The sequence below is a fragment of the Comamonas sp. w2-DMI genome (genome assembly GCF_040187735.1).
In the GTDB taxonomy this organism is placed as follows: domain Bacteria; phylum Pseudomonadota; class Gammaproteobacteria; order Burkholderiales; family Burkholderiaceae_C; genus Comamonas; species Comamonas terrae.
In genome coordinates this window covers 154,790-172,964 of the sequence record NZ_JBANEL010000002.1, presented here as the reverse complement: position 1 = coordinate 172,964, position 18,175 = coordinate 154,790, and the positions used below count along the sequence as shown (strand labels likewise).

The window sequence follows — 18,175 nt, the reverse complement described above, 5'->3', positions numbered from 1 at the left end:
AAAACAAAAATCGTCTTCGCAATAATTCGCCAATTCAGCTCTTTTATTGAGCCAATGTATTGCGTAGATTGCGAAGTATCACACAAGGAGAGCTTTGCATGAACACGGTTGCCGTCCCCATCGCCCCCCGCGCCCCGGCCGACGTCCAGGCCCGGGCCCCGGGCTTCAAGCCCAAGAAATCCGTGGCCCTGTCCGGCGTCGCGGCCGGCAACACGGCGCTGTGCACCGTCGGCAGGAGCGGCAACGACCTGCGCTACCGCGGCTACGACATCCAGGACATTGCCGAGGCCTGCGAATTCGAGGAGATCGCCCATCTGCTGGTGCACGGCAAGCTGCCCACGCAAGGCGAACTCCAGGCCTACAAGGCCAGGCTCAAGGCCCTACGCGGGCTGCCGCACAGCGTGAAGCTGGCGCTGGAGCAACTGCCCGCCGCCAGCCATCCCATGGACGTGATGCGCACCGGCGTCTCGGCCCTGGGCTGCGCCCTGCCCGAGAAGGACGACCACAGCCTGGCGGGCAGCCGCGACATCGCCGACCGCCTCATGGCCTCGCTGGGTTCCCTGCTGCTGTACTGGTACCACTTCAGCAACTCGGGGCGTCGCATCGCGGTGGAGACCGAGGACGACTCCATCGGCGGCCATTTCCTTCACCTGCTGCACGGCAAGGCGCCAGGCGCCAGCTGGGTGCGCGCCATGCACACATCTCTCAACCTCTATGCCGAACACGAATTCAACGCCTCCACCTTCGCGGCGCGCGTGGTGGCCGGCACGGGCAGCGACATGTACTCGGCCGTCACCGGCGCCATCGGCGCGCTGCGCGGCCCCAGGCATGGCGGCGCCAACGAGGCGGCCTTCGAGATCCAGCAGCGCTACGCCAGCCCCGACGAAGCCGAGGCCGACATCCGCCGCCGCGTGGAGGCCAAGGAAGTCGTGATCGGCTTCGGCCATCCGGTCTACACCGTGAGCGATCCGCGCAACGCGGTCATCAAGGGCGTGGCGCGGAGACTGTCGGAGCAAGCCGGCAACACCCGCATGTACGACATCGCGGCGCGCCTGGAATCGGTGATGCGGGAGGCCAGGAACATGTTCCCCAACCTCGACTGGTTCAGCGCCGTGAGCTACCACATGATGGGCGTGCCCACGGCCATGTTCACGCCACTGTTCGTGATCGCGCGCACCAGCGGCTGGGCGGCCCACGTCATCGAGCAGCGCCAGGACAACAAGATCATCCGCCCCAGCGCCCACTATGTGGGTCCCGACCATCGGGCCTTCGTGCCCATCGCGCAGCGGGTCTGAGCGCCGGCGCGGGGCCCGGGTCCGGCGGCTGCCGGCTCGGTGGACGGACGGCCGCCGAACCGAGCCGCGTCGGCGACAGACCTGAGGAGTTCCGCATTGAAATACCGATGGGCCGGGCGTATACAGCTATTGCTTTGATAGGCCCGCAGATCCTGAAGCCCCCGGCAGCTGACCACACGGCAACGGGCTGCGGCTTAGGCTCCCCCGACATCCCCACGGAAGCACAACCCATGGCGCATCTCTCCCGTCGACAGCTCAATGCGGGCCTGGCCTCGCTGGCCCTGCCCTGGGCCGCCCAGGCCCAGGATAAGTTCCCGGCCAAGCCGATCAAGATCGTCTGCCCGTTCGCGCCGGGCGGTGGCTCGGACTTCATCGCGCGCGTGGCGGCCAATGTGCTCAACGAGCGCCTGGGCCAGCCCGTCTACGTGGAAAACCGGCCCGGCGCGGGCGGCACGCTAGGCACCGAGTATGCGCTGCGTACCCCGCCGGACGGCCACACGCTGCTGCTGGTCGCGGGCAGCTACACGGTCAACCCTGCGCTGTATCCGCTGCGCTTCGACCCCGTGGCCGACATGACGCCCGTGGTGCAGCTGTCCCGGGGCGCCTACGTGGCCTGCATCCATCCCAGGCTGTCCGTGGCGAACCTGCGCGAGCTGCTGGCCTATGCACGCAAGGACCCCGGCAGGCTGACCTTTGCCTCGGCGGGCAACGGCAGCCATCTGCACATCGTGACCGAATACCTGTTCGGCATGGCCCACGTCAAGGCCACGCACGTGCCCTACAAAGGCACGGGCCCGGCCGTGACCGACCTGCTGGCCGGCAACGTGGACATGCTGGTGGCCGGCACCGAGGCGCTGATGCCCCATGTCAAGGCCGGCAAGCTCAAGGCCCTGGCCGTGACCACGGCCCAGCGCCTGCCGGCCTATCCCGATATTCCTTCGGTGGCCGAAAGCGGCGGCCTGCCCGACTACGACGTGGTGGCCTGGCACGGCCTGATCGCGCCGCGCGGCCTGCCGCCCGGGATCCTGCAGGCGCTCAACGGCGCGCTCGATGCGGGGCTCAAGGCACCCGGCCTCGTGGCCCAGCTCGAGCCCACGGGCGTATCGCCCGCCGGCGGCAGCCCCGAGCAGTTCGGCGCGCTGATCAAGGCCGAGATTCCCCGTTACCGCAAGGTCGTTCAGGACAACAACATACGCGCCCAATAAGTTCCAACGGCGGCCGGGCCATCGTCCGCGCCGCCTCTGCATCGGCTTGCCGATCCCGCCTTTCCGACCCGCTCCGACACCATGACATCGCCCTATCGCAAGCCCCTCGCCGGCACCCCGCTCCACTACCACGACGCGCAGGCCGCCGTCGAAGCCATCCGCCCCGGCGCCTGGGCCACGCTGCCCTATACGGCCCGCGTCCATGCCGAGAACCTGGTGCGCCGCTGCGACCCCGCCATGCTCGCCGAATGCCTCACGCAGATCGTGGAACGCAGGCGCGAGCGCGACTTTCCGTGGTTTCCGGCGCGCGTGGTCTGCCACGACATCCTGGGCCAGACGGCGCTGGTGGACCTGGCCGGCCTGCGCGACGCGATTGCGGCGCGGGGCGGCGATCCGGCCGCCGTGAACCCCGTGGTGCCCGTGCAGCTCATCGTCGACCACTCCCTGGCCGTGGAATGCGGCGGCGACGATCCCGAGGCCTTTGCCAAGAACCGCGCCATCGAGGACCGGCGCAACGAGGACCGCTTCCACTTCATAGCCTGGTGCAAGCGCGCCTTCCGGAACGTGGAGGTGATACCGCCGGGCAACGGCATCATGCACCAGATCAATCTGGAGCGCATGAGCCCTGTGATCCACGCTATCAATGGTGAAGCATTCCCCGACACCTTGGTGGGCACGGACAGCCACACGCCACACGTCGATGCGCTGGGCGTGATCGCCGTGGGCGTGGGCGGCCTGGAGGCCGAGAACGTGATGCTGGGCCGCGCCTCGTGGATGCGCCTGCCCGAGATCGTCGGGGTGCGGCTCACGGGCAAACGCCAGGCCGGCATCACGGCCACCGACATCGTGCTCGCGCTCACGCAGTTCCTGCGCCGGCAGAAGGTGGTGGGCGCCTATCTGGAATTCCATGGCGAAGGCGCCAGGAGCCTGACCATCGGCGACCGCGCCACGATCTCCAACATGGCGCCCGAATACGGCGCCACGGCCGCCATGTTCGCCATCGACGAACAGACCATCGACTATCTTCGCCTCACCGGCCGCGACAGCGCCCAGGTGCAGCTGGTCGAAACCTATGCCAGGCAGGCCGGGCTGTGGGCCGATACGCTGGAGCAGGCCGAATACGAGCGCACGCTGACGTTCGACCTCTCCGGCGTGGAGCGCAGCATGGCCGGGCCCTCCAACCCGCATGCGCGTGTGGCCACCAGCGAGCTGGCGGCCCGGGGCATTGCCGGCCCCTGGGTCCGGACGCCCGGCGCCATGCCCGACGGCGCCGTCATCATCGCGGCCATCACCAGCTGCACCAACACCAGCAATCCGCGCAACGTCATCGCCGCCGGCCTGCTGGCGCGCAATGCCAACCGCCTGGGCCTGGCGCGCAAGCCCTGGGTCAAGACCTCGCTCGCGCCCGGCTCCCGGGCCGTGGAGCTGTACCTGCGCGAAGCCGGCCTGAAGGCCGAGCTGGAAAAGCTGGGCTTCGGCATCGTGGCCTTTGCCTGCACCACCTGCAACGGCATGAGCGGCGCGCTGGAGCCAGCCGTCCAGCAGGAGATCACGGAGCGCGGCCTCTACACCACGGCCGTGCTCTCGGGCAACCGCAACTTCGACGGGCGCATCCACCCGTATGCCAAACAGGCCTTCCTGGCCTCGCCGCCCCTGGTCGTGGCCTATGCGATTGCCGGCACCATACGCTTGGACATCGAAAACGATGTGCTGGGCATCCATGCGGGCAGGGAAATCCGCCTCAGGGACATCTGGCCCAGCGACGCGGAAATCGACGCCGTGGTGCAGCGGTCCGTGAAGCCCGGGCAGTTCCGCGCCGTGTACGAGCCCATGTTCGCCATCCGGGCCGACGGCGGCGCCAGCGCGCCTGCGCTGTACGGCTGGCGTCCCCAGTCCACCTATATCCGCCGCCCGCCCTATTGGGATACCGAGGGAGAAGGCGCGCTGGCAGGAGAGCGCACGCTCCAGGGCATGCGCCCCCTGGCCCTGCTGCCGGACAACATCACCACCGACCACCTCTCGCCGTCCAACGCCATCCTGCCGGACTCCGCCGCGGGCGAATACCTGGCCAGGATGGGCCTGCCCGAGGAGGATTTCAACTCCTACGCCACGCACCGTGGCGACCACCTCACGGCCCAGCGCGCCACCTTTGCCAACCCCACGCTGTTCAACGAGATGGTGAGAAATGCCGATGGAAGCGTGAAGCAAGGCTCGCTGGCCCGCGTCGAGCCCGAAGGCCGGGTCATGCGCATGTGGGAGGCCATCGAGACCTATATGCAGCGCAAGCAGCCGCTGATCATCATTGCCGGCGCCGACTACGGCCAGGGTTCCAGCCGCGACTGGGCCGCCAAGGGCGTGCGCCTGGCCGGCGTGGAAGCCATCGTCGCCGAAGGCTTCGAGCGCATCCACCGCACCAACCTGATCGGCATGGGCGTGCTGCCGCTGGAGTTCAGGCCCGGCACGGACCGCAAGACCCTGGGGCTGGACGGGACCGAGACCTATGACGTGATCGGCGAACGCCGGCCGCGCGCCGAGCTGACGCTGGTGGTCCACCGCCGCGACGGCACCAGCGCCAGGGTGCCCGTGATCTGCCGCCTGGATACGGCGGAAGAAGTCTCGATTTACGATGCCGGCGGCGTGCTCCAGCGCTTTGCCCAGGATTTTTTAGCGTCAAATCAGGCGCACGCGCTTGCTTGAAAAGCACGACCAGCTATTCTTTTTGAAATGACTTCGCATCTTCCCCAAATCAAGATCCCGGCCACCTATATGCGCGGCGGCACCAGCAAAGGCGTGTTCTTCAAGCTGCAGGACCTGCCCGAACCGGCCCGGCAGCCCGGCCCCGTGCGCGACGCCATCTTTTTGCGCACCCTCGGCAGCCCCGACCCCTACGGCAAGCAGATCGACGGCATGGGCAATGCCTCGTCCAGCACCAGCAAGGGCGTCATCCTGAGCGCCAGCACGCGCGAAGGCCATGACGTGGACTACCTGTTCGGCCAGGTCTCCATCGACAAGCCCTTCGTGGACTGGAGCGGCAACTGCGGCAATCTCTCGTCCGCCGTGGGCCCCTGCGCCATCCACATGGGCCTGATCCCCGCCGAGCGCATTCCGCAGGACGGCGTGGTCACCATCCGCATCTGGCAAGCCAATATAGCCAAGACCATCATCAACCACGTCACCATCGCCGGCGGCCAGGTGCAGGAGACGGGCGACTTCGAGCTGGACGGCGTGACCTTCCCGGCCGCCGAGGTGCCGCTGGAATTCCTGGATCCGGCCGACGACGGCGAGGATGGGGGAGCGAAGTCGCCAGCGCCGGGCCGCCCCAGGGTGGCGAGCGCCCCCTCGGGGGGCAGCGAACCACACGCAGTGGCGAGCGTGGGGGCAGGCATCTTTCCGACGGGAAACCTGGTCGACAGGCTGGATGTCCCCGGCGTGGGCAGCTTCGCGGCGACCATGATCAATGCCGGCATTCCCACCATCTTCCTCAACGCCAAGGACCTGGGCTACACCGGCTGCGAGCTGCAGGATGCCATCAACGGCGACGCCGAGGCGCTGGCCCGATTCGAGACCATCCGCGCCCATGGTGCGCTGCGCATGGGCCTGATCCAGGATCTGGCCGAAGCTGCCACGCGCCAGCACACGCCCAAGATCGCCTTCGTGGCGCCGCCCGCCAGCTACACGGCATCGAGCGGCAAGAAGATCGCGGCCCGGGACATAGACCTCGTGGTGCGCGCCCTGTCCATGGGCAAGCTGCACCACGCCATGATGGGCACGGCGGCCGTGGCCATCGGCACGGCGGCGGCCATCCCCGGAACGCTGGTGAATCTGGCCGCCGGCGGCAGCGAGCGCAATGCGGTCCGCTTCGGTCATCCATCCGGCACGCTGCGCGTGGGTGCCGAAGCCCGGCTGGTGCAGGGCGAATGGGTGGTCACCAAGGCCCTGATGAGCCGCAGCGCGCGCATCCTGATGGAAGGCTGGATCCGCGTGCCGGGCGACGTGCTCGCGGCCAAATAAGGTTCCAGCCGGAAGCCGGGGCGCGGCTCACCCGGACCGGCCAGCCGCCAGGGCAGCAAGCGCCCGTGCCAGCGCATCGAATACCCGCCCGTCAGCGCATTGCGCCACATTGAAGCGCAGGAAGTCGCCGGCACTCTGGGACTGGCTGAAGACATTGCCCGGCGCCAGCACCACGCCGTCCTTCAGGCACAGCTGCGCGACGGCTTCGGCCTTCATGCCCTGCGGCAGCCGGCACCAGAGGAACATGCCGGCCTGGGGAACGATCCAGGGCTGGATGCCCATGGCCTCCAGCCTGGCGACCGTCGCGGCCATGGCATCGGCCAGCCGCAACCGCACGGTTTCCATGTGCTTGCGGTAGCCGCTTTCGGTCAATACCATCCGCGCCATTTCGGCCGCCAGGCGCCCCCCGCCAAAGGCCGTCGCGATCTTCAGATCGACCAGGCTCTCGATCCAGTCGGCCCGCGCGGCGATATAGCCGCAGCGCAGCGAGGCCGAAACCGTCTTGGAGAAGCTGCCGACATGGATGACCCGCGAGAGCCCGTCCAGGGCCGCCAGCCTGGGGGCCGGGCTGTGCTCGAAGTCGGCGAAGATGTCGTCCTCGACGATCACCAGGCCCGAGCCTTCGGCAAGCTTGAGCAGCCGATGCGCCGTCGTCGCGGAAAGCACCGCGCCCGTCGGGTTGTGGATGCCTGAATTGGTGATGTAGACCCGGGGCGAATGCTGCTGCAAGGCGCCCGGAACAGCTCCACGTCCGGCCCGGAAGGCGTGTACGGCACGCCCACCACGCGCACGCGGTGCGCCTTGAGCAAGGCATGGAAATTGAAGTAGCAGGGATCGTCGACCAGCACGGTGTCGCCCGGCTCCAGCAGAAAGCGGCAGACCAGATCGACCGCCTGCGTCCCCGATTCGGTGAGCATCAGCTGTTCGGGGTCGGCTGCCATGCCGTTTGCCCGCATGCGCAGCGCGAGCAGCCGGCGCAGTGCCGGATGGCCCAGCGGCGTGGCGTATTCGGCCAGCTCCAGCGCATCGCCCCGTGCCAGCGTGCGCAACGCCCGACGAATGCCGGCTTCATACAGCCATTGCGCGGGCAGCCAGCCGCAGCCCGGCTTGAGCACGCTGCCATCCGTCTCCAGCGACTGGCGCGAAACCCACAGCGGATCGACCTGCCTGTCGAGCTGGGGCCCGATCTGCGCCAGCGCCAGCGGAGCCGCCGGCCCCGCCACGTAAAAACCCGCGCCACGCCGGGAGGTCACCACCCCTTCGGCGGCCAGCCGCTCGTAGGCCTCCAGCACGGTGGACACCGAAAACCGCATGGCCTGCGCCTGCGCGCGCACGGAAGGCAGCCTTGTACCGGGCCCATAGCTGCGCGACGCGATCCTTGCGCGCACCTCGTCCATCACCGCGCCGATCCGGGTGCCGTTGCGCTTCATTCGCTTCTCCACTGTTGTTGACAAACATACATAACAGTTCTTTTGAATTGTATTGGATTGCCTATGGTGCGGCCGCGGCGGCCGATGCTCTACTGAGGCCCGTCCCACCAGGAGTCATCAATGGAAAAAATACCCAGCGGCTGGGTCAGCGGGCTGACAGGCGTCGCGATCTTCGCGGGCTCGCTGCCGGCCACCCGCATCGCGGTCGCAAATTTCAGCCCCATCTTCCTGACCGCCGCAAGAGCCGGCATTGCGGGCTTGCTGGGCCTGGCCCTGCTGCTGGCGCTGCGCCAGCCGCGGCCGGCGATCCGCGACATTCCTGCGCTGGCCGTCACCGCCGGCGGCGTGGTGATCGGCTTTCCGCTGCTGACGGCGCTGGCGCTGCAGCATGTCACCTCGGCCCACTCCATGGTCTTCACGGGGCTGCTGCCGTTGAGCACGGCCATCTTCGCGGTCTTTCGCGCGGGGGAGCGCCCCCGGCCGGCCTTCTGGCTGTTTTCCGTGGCGGGCGCGGCCTTGGTGGCGGGCTATGCCGCTGCAGGCGGCGGGCAAGCTTCGCTCGAAGGAGATGGGCTCATGCTGGGCGCCATCGCCGTGTGCGGCCTGGGCTATGCGGAAGGCGCACGCCTGTCGCGCACGCTGGGCGGCTGGCAGGTCATCAGCTGGGCCCTGGTGCTGTCGCTGCCTGCCATGCTGCCGCTTGCGCTGCTGACGGCTCCCGCGTCGTTCGCCCACGTGGGCGCACCGGCGTGGGCGGGGCTGGCCTATGTCTCGCTGTTCAGCATGCTGATCGGCTTCGTGTTCTGGTATCGCGGACTGGCATCGGGCGGCATCGCGGCCGTGGGGCAGCTGCAGCTGTTCCAGCCCTTCATGGGTCTGGGGCTGGCCGCCCTGCTGCTGCATGAAACCGTGAGCTGGAAGATGCTGGCCGTCACGCTGGCGGCAGTGCTCTGCGTGGCCGGAGCCAGAAAGTACGCGAATGCAAGCAGCCCCGCGCCTAAGCCGCGGCGCCTTTCATGCGCCGCCACAAGGTCGCCCGGCTGATGCCCAGCAGCTCGCAGGCGCGGCCCTGGTCGCCGCCCACGCTCTCCAGCACCTCGCGCACGCGTTCGCGCTCGGCCTGTCGGCTGGCTTCGCGCAGGCGCGCCCTGCGGGCCGCGGCCGGTGCCGCCAGCGGCATCAGCGCCACGCATTCAGGAAAGATCTCCTGCAGCCGTGCTGCGTCCGGCATGCCGTCCTGCGTGCCGGCATCCAGGTAGTGCCGGCAGGCCAGCAGGCGCTCCACCCAATTGTCCAGCTCGCGCACATTGCCGGGCCAGGCATGAGCGGCCGCATGGGCCAGCACCGCGTCAAGCAGCCGGGCCACCGGCGCATGGGGCGAGGCCGCCAGGGCATTGGCATCGCCCAGGCCCAGCCGCCGGGCCAGCATGGAGTGGGCCAGCTGCGCCACATCGGCCGCGCCGCGCATCTGCAGCGTGGGCGTGGCCAGGCGCAGCACGGCCAGGCGGTAATACAGGTCGCGGCGGAACTGGCCGCGTTCCACCTGGGCGGCCAGATCGGCATGGGTGGCGGCTATCACGCGCACGTCCACGGGGATCGGCGTGGTCGAGCCCACGCGCAGCACCTCGCGCTCCTGCAGCACGCGCAGCAGGCGCGACTGCAGGGCCAGCGGCATGTCGCCGATCTCGTCCAGGAACAGCGTGCCCGTATGGGCCGCCTCGATCAGGCCGGTCTTGCCGCCGCGGCGCGCGCCGGTGAAGGCGCCGTCCTCGTAGCCGAAGAGTTCGCTCTCGAGCAGGCTTTCGGACAGGGCCGCGCAGTTCACGGCCAGAAAGGGCTGGGCCGCGCGCCGGCTGGCCCGGTGTATGCCCTGGGCCACCAGTTCCTTGCCCGTGCCGCTCTCGCCCAGGATGAGCACCGTGGCATCGCTGGCGGCAAACTGGCGCGCCAGCTGGCGCACGCGCTGCGCGGCGGGACTGCTGCCCAGGTAGTCCTCGATGCGCCAGCGCACGCCGGCGCCGCGCTGGCGCTGGTTGGCGCGCAGGCTGCGGTCGGCCCGCTGGATGACGGCCGGATCGCGGCAGACCAGCAGCGCCCCCGTCACCTGCCCGTTTTCCACGATGGGCGCGCGGCGCACGACCAGGGTGCGCGTGGCCAGTTGTACCACCTCCTCGCCGCCCTCTTCGCCGGCCAGGGCCCGGGCCACGCCCAGGGCGGGCGCCACGTCGTCGAGCAGCCGCCAGTGCAGCGCTTCCACGGGGGCGCCCAGCAGCGCGGCCATGCGCGGATTGAGCGCGCAGATGCGGCCGTGCTCGTCCACGGCCGCCACGCCGTCCTGCAACTGGTGCAACACGGTTTCCAGCCGCTGGTGGCGGTCACGCTCGGCGCGGCGGTGGCGGGCCAGCAGCAGCGCGTCGCTGAGGGCCTGGCGCACCGAGGTATCGGAATACAGCAGCACACTGGCCATGCCGGCCTGTTCGGCCAGGTCCGCCACCAGCCCCGGCGCCACCACCGCACCCACGCGCCGGGCCTTGAGCTGCTGCACGCAGGCGGCGGCATCCTGCGGCCCCTGGTAGGCCACCTGCACCAGCCCCAGGCCGAACAGGCTGTCGAATTGGGCCACCACGGGCGAAGGCGCCTCGAAGCTGACCAGGCCCACATGGGGCGCTTCCTCGGTGGTCTGCAGCCGGGCCTGCTTCAGCGCATGCAGCAGGTCCAGCCCGCGCACTTCCACCATGGCCACGGGCATGTCCACGCGCTCGCGGATCCAGGCTCCGCTGGCACCCGCGCCCACCAGCGCGTCGATGGGCTGGCGCAGATGCAGGGCCTGCACCTGCGCCACGGCATCGTCGAACGAGGCCGCGACATGCGAAAAGCGCGCCTGCCCCGACCACAGCTGGGCCTGGCGCTGCAGCACCCGGCCGATGCGGTAGCGGCCCACGGTCACGATATGGGGCAAATGCCGCGGCAGATCCTGCGGTGCCCGGCGCTCCGGTTCACGCAAAGCCTCAAGCACTTCAATTTCATTCATGCAACCGATTATTTCATTCCTGAAATACGGATGAATCACAAAACCGGATGCCTCTTCGCCACGCAGCGCAGGACCAGGCAAAATTTCTGAAATTTCAATCACTTAGAGAACCAAGGGTTTTCCCTTGAAAACATTGGCACAGCGCTTGCGCCACATGTCCTACGCATACCGATACGGATTCAAGGAGATCACCATGTTTGCAAACCGCCGCACCCTGCTGGCCAGCGCCGTCGCCCTGGCCGCCATCGCCCCCCTGGCCGGAGCACAGGCCGCAGATGCCTGGCCCGCCCGGCCCATCCGCCTGGTCGTGCCGTTCTCCGCGGGCGGCGCCAACGACCTGCTGGCACGCGCCGCGGCCGAAGGCGCGTCCAAGGCCCTGGGCCAGCCCGTGGTGGTGGACAACAAGCCGGGCGCGGGCGCCGTGATCGGCACCGACATCGTGGCCAAGGCCCAGCCCGACGGCTACACCTTCCTGGTCAGCGCTGCGGGCGTGATCTCCAACAGCATGATCCGCAAGGTGCCCTACAAGGACGCCGACCTCACGCCCGTGGCCATGATCGGCCTGGCGCCGTCGGTGATCATCGTGCCGGCCAACTCGCCCTACAAGGACCTGAAGGACTTCGTGGCCCAGTCCAAGAAGGGCGCAGGCATCCACTTTGCGACGGCCGGCATCGGCAGCACGCCGCACTTCGTCGAAGGCATTCTTTCTTCCAAGTACGACGCCAAGCTGGATCTCGTGCCCTACAAGAGCGGCTCCGAATCGGTGACGGCCGTGCTGGGCAACCAGATCGAAGCCACCTCGGAAGCCAGCATCGTGGTCCTGCCCTACCTGAAGAGCGGCAAGCTCAAGGCCCTGGCCACGACCTGGACGCAGCGGATCTCCGCCTATCCCGAGCTGCCCACGGCCGGCGAGCAGGGCTTTGGCGAACTCAAGATCGCCCACTGGGCCGGCGTGCACGCACCGGCCGGCACGCCTGCCATCATCCTCGACAAGATGGCCGCCGCCGTGGACAAGGCCATGAAGGATCCCGCCACCGTGGCGCGCCTGAAGGGCATGGGCATCGAGCCCGTGGGCGGCACCCGCGCCTCGTTCGTGAAATTCGTGGACGAGGAACGCAAGCGCCTGGGCGATGTGGTCAAGGCCACGGGCATGCGCGAGGACTGATGCCGCCGCTGCCAGGCACCTTGCAGGCGGCTGCAGTTTTGGGGCATTTCAGGCCTCCAATGCTTGATGCAAAAGCGCCAGCCGCTCTCATTTCCGAATCAATACCAACACGTATGACACATATTTCCCGCCGCCGATCCTTCCAGCTGGCCGCCCGGGCTGCCGCAGCCGCCGCGCTGCTGGGTGCCGGCTTCGGTGCCGCCGGCACCGCCATGGCCCAGGGCAGCGATGCCTGGCCCACCCGTACCGTCAAGCTGATCGTGCCCTACGCCGCTGGCGGCTATGCTGACACGCGCGCCCGCCTGATCGCCGAGCAGCTCGGCAAGGTGCTGGGCCAGCCCGTGATCATCGACAACCGCGGCGGTGCCGGCGGCGTGACGGGCACGGACGTGATCGCCAAGGCCACGGACGGCCACACCTTCGGCTTCGGCTCGCCCGCGCCGCTGGTGACCAACCCCATGCTGATGAAGAAGATGCCGTACGACGCGAAGACCGCGTTCAAGCCCATCATCCTCATCGAGCAGGCCCCGCTGTTCCTGACCACGGCGCCCAACCAGCCGTTCAAGAGCGTGCAGGAACTGGTCGCCTATGCCAAAAGCAATCCCGGCAAGCTGACCTACGGCTCCTCGGGCGTGGGCGGCGCCCACCACCTTTCGGGCGAGCTGCTGGCCTACCAGACCCACACCGAAATGACGCATGTGCCCTACAAGGGCGGCTCGCTCGCGGCCACCGACCTCATGGGCGGCCACCTGGCCTTCATGTTCGAGATGGGCTATTCGGCCCTGCCTTCGATCAAGGCCAAGAAGATCAACGCCCTGGCCGTCTCGAGCAAGAAGCGCCTGGCCGTGCTGCCCGACGTGCCCACGCTGGACGAGGCCGGCATCAAGGGCTTCGAGTCGTACAACTGGCTGGGCATGATCGCCCCCGCCAGCACGCCCGACGCCGTGGTCGCCAAGCTCAACCAGGCCGTGAACGAGGCGCTCAGGAACGACAAGGCGCTGCGCCAGATGATCGAAGGCAGCGGCGGCCTCATCGCGGGCGGCACGCCCGAGGCCTACGGCAAGTTCATCGAAGCCGAACGCGCCAAGTGGGGCCCGGTGATCAAGAACGCCAACATCTCCCTCGACTAATCCCCTGAGCGGCCTTGCCGCTTCCCCTGAAAGGGGGACGACGGCCTTTGCTGCGGGACCGCGGGCCCGCCTAGGCCCTTGCTGGCCGTCCTCGGATGGGCCATGCCAGTTTTACAGGTACTGGAAAACCAAAATGAACCCCAAGCAGAAACTCAGAGCCCTGGCCAATGCGCGCCGCGGCGTCATCGTGCCCGGCGCCTTCAATGCCCTGTCGGCCCGCCTCGTTGCCGACCTGGGCTTCGAAGCCATTTACGTGACCGGCGCCGGCGTGACCAATATGTGGTTCGGCATGCCCGACCAGGGCTTCATGGGCCTGACCGACATCGCCGACCACACGGCCCGCATCCGCGACGCGGTGGAAGTGCCGCTGCTGGTGGATGCCGATACCGGCTTCGGCAATGCCGTCAACACCTACCATGCCGTGCGCACGCTGGAGCGCGCCGGCGCCGACTGCATCCAGCTCGAGGACCAGGTCAGCCCCAAGCGCTGCGGCCACTTCAACGGCAAGGACGTGATCGAGACCGGCGAGATGCTGGGCAAGATCCGGGCCGCCGTGGATGCGCGCCGCGACGAAGGCACCCTCATCATGGCCCGCACCGATGCGGCGGCCATCCATGGCTTCGAAGCCGCCATCGAGCGCGCCCAGCAATTCCAGGAAGCCGGCGCCGACATCCTGTTCGTCGAGGCCGTGACCCGGGCCGAGGAAGTGCGCGCCCTGCCGAAGCGGCTCCAGGCGCCCCAGCTCATGAACATGGTGATCGGCGGCAAGACGCCCATCTTCAATGCCGACGAGCTGGGCCAGTTGGGCTTCGGCTTCGTGCTCTACGCCAACGCGGCCCTGCAGGGCGCCGTGGCCGGCATGCAGAAATGCCTGACGCTGCTGCGCGACGAGCACAAGGTCGACGAAGACCCGGCCATCGTCGCCCCTTTCCTGGAGCGCCAGCGCCTGGTGAACAAGGACTTCTGGGATTCGCTGGAGCAGAAGTACAAATAAGGGCTTTGTCCCAGCGTGCAGGAATTTGATGAAAAAGGGCCATATCCCTTTTTCATCAAGCGCCGGACGCTCTTCTTTCCGCAGCAGTCTAGCCTCTTTCGGCAGCCCCTTGGCTGCCGTTTTTCACGGCGGCCCCGGCTTGCGGACGCGCCAGCCCTGCAGCATCAGTTCCAGCGCCTGCATGGCCTCGGCCAGACGCGAGGCGGGCGCCCCCTCCTCGGCAATCCAGAATGCGGCCTCGACCAGGCAACCGTTGAGTACGCGGGCCAGCGCCTGCGCACTGGCGCGGACGATCACGCCCTGCTCCATCAGCCCCTGCAGGAAATTCGCCACGAACTGTATGCACTGCCGGTGCTGCTCGCCCTGGTCCGTGCCGGTGAGCACGGAACGCGCATCCTGCAGCACGATGCGGCGGATCTCGGCCTCCTGCGCCATGGCCAGATAGGCGCGGCAATAGGCCAGAAAGCCTTCCCAGGGATCGGCATGGGCGGCCAGCACGGCCTCCAGGCGCTGGTCCATCTCCGCATCCATCTGCGCCACCACGGCCGCCAGCAGGCCGGGCTTGCCGCCGAAGTGGTGGTACAGCGCGCCGCGCGTCAGGCCGGCCTGCGCCGTCAGCTCATCCATGGAAGCCTGGGCATAGCCCTGGGCCGCAAACGCGCGGCGGCCCGCTGCCAGCAGCTTGGCACGCGTGGCTTCAATCATGCTGGCGCGGCTCTGGCGCATGTCCGGCTCCATTCACATACAAATCGTATGCCAATGATACGGCGGTGGACGGCAGTGCATAGAATCACTCGCATACATTGCGTATGTCTTTTTTCCCCATGGACCCAGCGCCGCTTCCGCCGGCCGCGGGCTCCCGTTGCTTCCCGAGGTTTCGATGCTCAATGCCTACCGCCAGCTGTTTGCCGTACCCGGCACGGCCGGTTTCGTGCTGGCCGGCCTGGTGGCCCGCCTGCCCTTGTCGATGACGGGTATCGGCCTGATCACCATGCTGTCGCAGCAGCGCGGCGCCTATACGCTGGCTGGCGCCGTGGCGGCCTACTTCGCGCTGTCGATTGCGCTGCTGGCGCCGCGCATCTCGGCCCTGGTGGACCGCCATGGCCAGCGCAAGGTGCTGCCCGTTGCCGCGGCCACCAGCGCCAGTGCCATGTTTGCGCTGCTGGCCTGCGCCCACTGGCAGGGGCCGGACTGGCTGTTGCTGCTGCTGGCCGCGCTGGTGGGCAGCCTGCCCAGCATGCCGGCCATGGTGCGCGCGCGCTGGACGGTGCTGTACCGCGGCACGCCCCAGTTGCAGACCGCCTATGCGCTGGAGGCCGTGCTCGACGACCTGTGCTTCATCGTCGGCCCGCCGCTGTCCGTGGGCCTGAGCATGGCGCTGTTTCCCGAGGCCGGCCCCATGGCCGCGGCCCTGCTGCTGCTCGCGGGCGTGGCCCTGTTCGTGCTGCAGCGCCGCACGGAACCGCCGGTGACCGTCCATGAAAGCCAGGTCCGCCAGAGCGCGCTGGTGCGCCACCAGCGCGTGGTACGCACGCTGGCACTGTTCATGCTGGCGCAAGGCGTCATCGTGGGCACCATCGACGTGGCGGCCGTGGCCTTTGCCACGCAGCAGGGCCGGCCGGCCATGGCCAGCGTGGTGCTGTCCTTCTATGCGCTGGGCTCCTGCGTGATGGGACTGGTGTTCGGCGCGCTGCGGCTCAAGGCGCCGCTGAGCCGCCAGATCGTCTGGGTGGGCGCCTCGGTGGCCATCACGGCCGTGCCGCTGCTGCTGGCCGACAACCTCACGGCGCTGAACCTCGCCGTGCTGCTGGCCGGCATCACCTTCGGCCCCACGATCACCGTGGCCATGGGTCTGGTGGAGCAGCAGGTCGCGGCCAGTCGCCTGACCGAGGGCATGACCTGGCTGCTGACCGGCCTGGCCATGGGCGTGGCCCTGGGCGCTGCGGCGGCCGGCTGGGTGACCGACCACCTGGGCGCGCAGATGTCCTTCGTCGTGGCGCTGCTGGCCGGAGCCGCCATGTGGGCCTGGGGCGCCCAGGCCGGGCGGCTGGCCCGCGGCACGGCGCCGGTGGAGCCCGCCGCATGCATGGGCTGACCGGGCTTAGCCCGCGGGAGAGGGATTCAATGCGGAACGCGGCGCCAGCCGCGCCTCGCGGATGGGCAGATGGATCAGGGCCGCGCCCACGGCCAGCAGGATGTCGATGATCCATACGATGTCGAAGTTGCCCGTGGCCTCGAACACCTTGCCGCCCAGCCAGGCGCCCAGGAAGCCGCCGATCTGGTGCACCAGCATCACCAGCCCGAACAGCATGGCCATGTGGCGGGTGCCGAAGAACTTGGCGACCAGCCCCACCGTAGGCGGCACGGTGGACAGAAAGGTCAGGCCCATCACCGCGGCAAAGACCAGGGCCACGGCGCCGGTCTTGGGTACCAGCATGAAGACCAGCACGGCCAGTGCGCGCGTGGCATAGACCAGCGAGAGCAGCGATTTCATGCGCCAGCGGCCCACGGCCCAGCCCATGGCCAGGCTGCCCAAGATGTTGAACAGCCCCAGCATGGCCAGCGCCCAGGCACCGAACTGCACGGGCAGGCCGCAGCTTTCGATCACGCCCGGCAGGTGCGTGCCCAGGAATGCCACGTGGAAGCCGCAGACGAAAAAGCCCACGCACAGCAGCACATAGCTGCGGTTGGCCAGCGCCTGGGCGATCACGGTACGGCTGCCCGGGTTTTCCGGGGCGCCGGATACCGCCGAATCCCGGGCCGCCACCACGGCTTGGGGCTTGCCCTTGAGCACGAAGATGGCCGGCAGAGCCAGCAGCACCAGTCCGCCCAGCACCTGCAGCGCATTGCCCCAGCCCAGCCCCACCATCAGCGCACCGGCCAGCGGCGTGATCAGGAACTGCCCCGCAGAGCCGCCCGCATTGACGATGCCCGTGGCCATCCCCCGGTAGCGCTCGGGAATCAGCCGTGCCGTGGCGCCCATCAACACCGCCGGCCCGGCCATCCCGGCGCCGCCGGCGGACAGCAGGCCCACCGAGAAGATCAGCCCCGGCGTGCTGGTCATGTAGGGGGTGATGAACGAGCCCAGGGCCACCAGCAGCACGCCGGCGAGCAGCACGCGGCCCGCACCGATGCGGTCTGCCATGGCGCCGGCAAAGGGCTGGGTCAGCCCCCACCACAGCTGGCCGAAGGCAAAGGCCAGGCTGATCTGCGCCAGGCCCAGGTGGGTGGCGCTGTTCAGGGGGCTGACGAACAGTCCCATGCTCTGGCGGCTGCCCATGGTCAGGGCAAAGGTGGAGGCCGCAGCCAGCAGCACCAGCCATACGCTCCACTGGCGGCCGTGCTGCGCCCGGCCGGTCTGATCCTCATGCATGGTGCTCTCCTTCGGCGGTACGGTGGTCGGGGCAGTCCCGGGGGCCGTCGTCTTCCAGCAGCTGCAGCGCATCGTCGATCAGTGCATGCAGCGCCGCCACGCGCTCGACACCCAGCTGCGCATTGAGCTGCTGCTGTGCCTGGCGCCAGCCGCTCTGGGCCTGGGCGCGCTTTTCGCGCCCGGCATCGGTGATCCGGATCAGGCGGCTGCGCGCATCGGCGCCCGGCGCCATTTCCAGCCAGCCCGCGGCCACCAGGGGCTTGAGGTTGCGAGTCAGCGTGGAGGCATCCATGGTCATGGCGCGCGCCAGGTCCACGGGCCGGACCGGCCCGCGGTGCAGCACCTGGGACAGCAGCGAATACTGCGTGGTCTTGAGCCCGGCCTGTGCCAGTTGCGCGTCGTAGTGCTGCGACACGCGGCGCAGCAGCTGGCGAAGCTTGAAATTGGTGCATCCCTGCGGTTGCGGGATCGGCTTGCTCTCCATGGTTTCTCTCCAGCCAGCCCCTGGGCTGTGTGATGGCGATTGCGCTTGAGCAATCAT

13 protein-coding genes and 1 pseudogene are annotated in these 18,175 nt (G+C 68.7%); 9 read left to right on the top strand and 5 right to left on the bottom strand.

Annotation, left to right across the window (positions count from 1 at the left end; genetic code table 11):
* The first annotated feature begins 98 nt into the window (after positions 1-98).
* The 4 genes from prpC (at position 99) to V8Z74_RS03510 (ending at position 6,511) form a co-directional block, all read left to right on the top strand.
* Positions 99-1,295 carry a bifunctional 2-methylcitrate synthase/citrate synthase gene (prpC, locus tag V8Z74_RS03525; RefSeq protein WP_349707985.1) on the top strand — a complete coding sequence of 399 codons (1,197 nt, stop codon included), beginning with the start codon at positions 99-101 and terminating at the stop codon, positions 1,293-1,295.
* Positions 1,296-1,525: 230 nt separating this feature from the next.
* The gene (locus V8Z74_RS03520) at positions 1,526-2,500 is read left to right on the top strand and encodes a tripartite tricarboxylate transporter substrate binding protein (RefSeq protein WP_349707983.1); all 975 of its coding nucleotides are present in this window, start codon (positions 1,526-1,528) and stop codon (positions 2,498-2,500) included.
* A gap of 81 nt (positions 2,501-2,581) precedes the next feature.
* A complete protein-coding gene (acnD, locus tag V8Z74_RS03515) occupies positions 2,582-5,197 on the top strand; it encodes a Fe/S-dependent 2-methylisocitrate dehydratase AcnD (protein ID WP_349707982.1) in 2,616 nt (871 codons plus the stop codon).
* Between the two features lie 27 nt (positions 5,198-5,224).
* The gene (locus V8Z74_RS03510; protein WP_349707981.1) at positions 5,225-6,511 is read left to right on the top strand and encodes a PrpF domain-containing protein; all 1,287 of its coding nucleotides are present in this window, start codon (positions 5,225-5,227) and stop codon (positions 6,509-6,511) included.
* Positions 6,512-6,538: 27 nt separating this feature from the next.
* Here the strand turns inward: V8Z74_RS03510 and V8Z74_RS03505 are convergent.
* Positions 6,539-7,941: pseudogene (locus tag V8Z74_RS03505) on the bottom strand (aminotransferase-like domain-containing protein).
* Positions 7,942-8,061: 120 nt separating this feature from the next.
* Between V8Z74_RS03505 and V8Z74_RS03500 the strand changes: the two are divergent.
* The gene (locus V8Z74_RS03500) at positions 8,062-8,985 is read left to right on the top strand and encodes a DMT family transporter (RefSeq protein WP_349707980.1); all 924 of its coding nucleotides are present in this window, start codon (positions 8,062-8,064) and stop codon (positions 8,983-8,985) included.
* On the opposite strand, the gene prpR is transcribed toward V8Z74_RS03500, so the two are convergent.
* On the bottom strand, positions 8,939-10,972 hold the full coding sequence (gene prpR / locus V8Z74_RS03495; RefSeq protein ID WP_349707979.1) for a propionate catabolism operon regulatory protein PrpR: 2,034 nt from the start codon (positions 10,970-10,972) through the stop codon (positions 8,939-8,941). The two genes, V8Z74_RS03500 and prpR, sit on opposite strands and share 47 nt — an antisense overlap.
* A 193-nt stretch (positions 10,973-11,165) precedes the next feature.
* On the opposite strand from prpR, the gene V8Z74_RS03490 reads away from it, so the two are divergent.
* The 3 genes from V8Z74_RS03490 to V8Z74_RS03480 all read left to right on the top strand — a co-directional run bounded on the left by V8Z74_RS03490 (position 11,166) and on the right by V8Z74_RS03480 (position 14,261).
* Positions 11,166-12,137: a Bug family tripartite tricarboxylate transporter substrate binding protein gene (locus V8Z74_RS03490; RefSeq protein ID WP_349707977.1), complete on the top strand. Its 972-nt coding sequence runs from the start codon at positions 11,166-11,168 to the stop codon at positions 12,135-12,137.
* 113 nt (positions 12,138-12,250) lie between these two features.
* Complete coding sequence (locus V8Z74_RS03485; RefSeq protein WP_349707975.1) at positions 12,251-13,267, top strand: Bug family tripartite tricarboxylate transporter substrate binding protein; 1,017 nt, start codon at positions 12,251-12,253, stop codon at positions 13,265-13,267.
* A 133-nt stretch (positions 13,268-13,400) separates the two neighbouring features.
* Positions 13,401-14,261 carry an isocitrate lyase/PEP mutase family protein gene (locus V8Z74_RS03480; protein WP_349707974.1) on the top strand — a complete coding sequence of 287 codons (861 nt, stop codon included), beginning with the start codon at positions 13,401-13,403 and terminating at the stop codon, positions 14,259-14,261.
* 123 nt (positions 14,262-14,384) lie between these two features.
* Here V8Z74_RS03480 and V8Z74_RS03475 read toward each other — a convergent pair whose 3' ends face one another.
* On the bottom strand, positions 14,385-14,987 hold the full coding sequence (locus V8Z74_RS03475; protein ID WP_349707972.1) for a TetR/AcrR family transcriptional regulator: 603 nt from the start codon (positions 14,985-14,987) through the stop codon (positions 14,385-14,387).
* A 154-nt stretch (positions 14,988-15,141) separates the two neighbouring features.
* Here V8Z74_RS03475 and V8Z74_RS03470 point away from each other — a divergent pair, with 154 nt between their 5' ends.
* A complete protein-coding gene (locus V8Z74_RS03470; protein ID WP_349707971.1) occupies positions 15,142-16,356 on the top strand; it encodes an MFS transporter in 1,215 nt (404 codons plus the stop codon).
* A 6-nt stretch (positions 16,357-16,362) separates the two neighbouring features.
* On the opposite strand, the gene V8Z74_RS03465 is transcribed toward V8Z74_RS03470, so the two are convergent.
* Entirely contained in the window at positions 16,363-17,634 is a 1,272-nt protein-coding gene (locus tag V8Z74_RS03465; RefSeq protein ID WP_349707969.1) for an MFS transporter, read from the bottom strand.
* Positions 17,627-18,118: a MarR family winged helix-turn-helix transcriptional regulator gene (locus V8Z74_RS03460; protein WP_349707968.1), complete on the bottom strand. Its 492-nt coding sequence runs from the start codon at positions 18,116-18,118 to the stop codon at positions 17,627-17,629. The genes V8Z74_RS03465 and V8Z74_RS03460 overlap by 8 nt, the downstream gene beginning before the upstream one ends.
* Between the last annotated feature and the right edge of the window lie 57 nt (positions 18,119-18,175).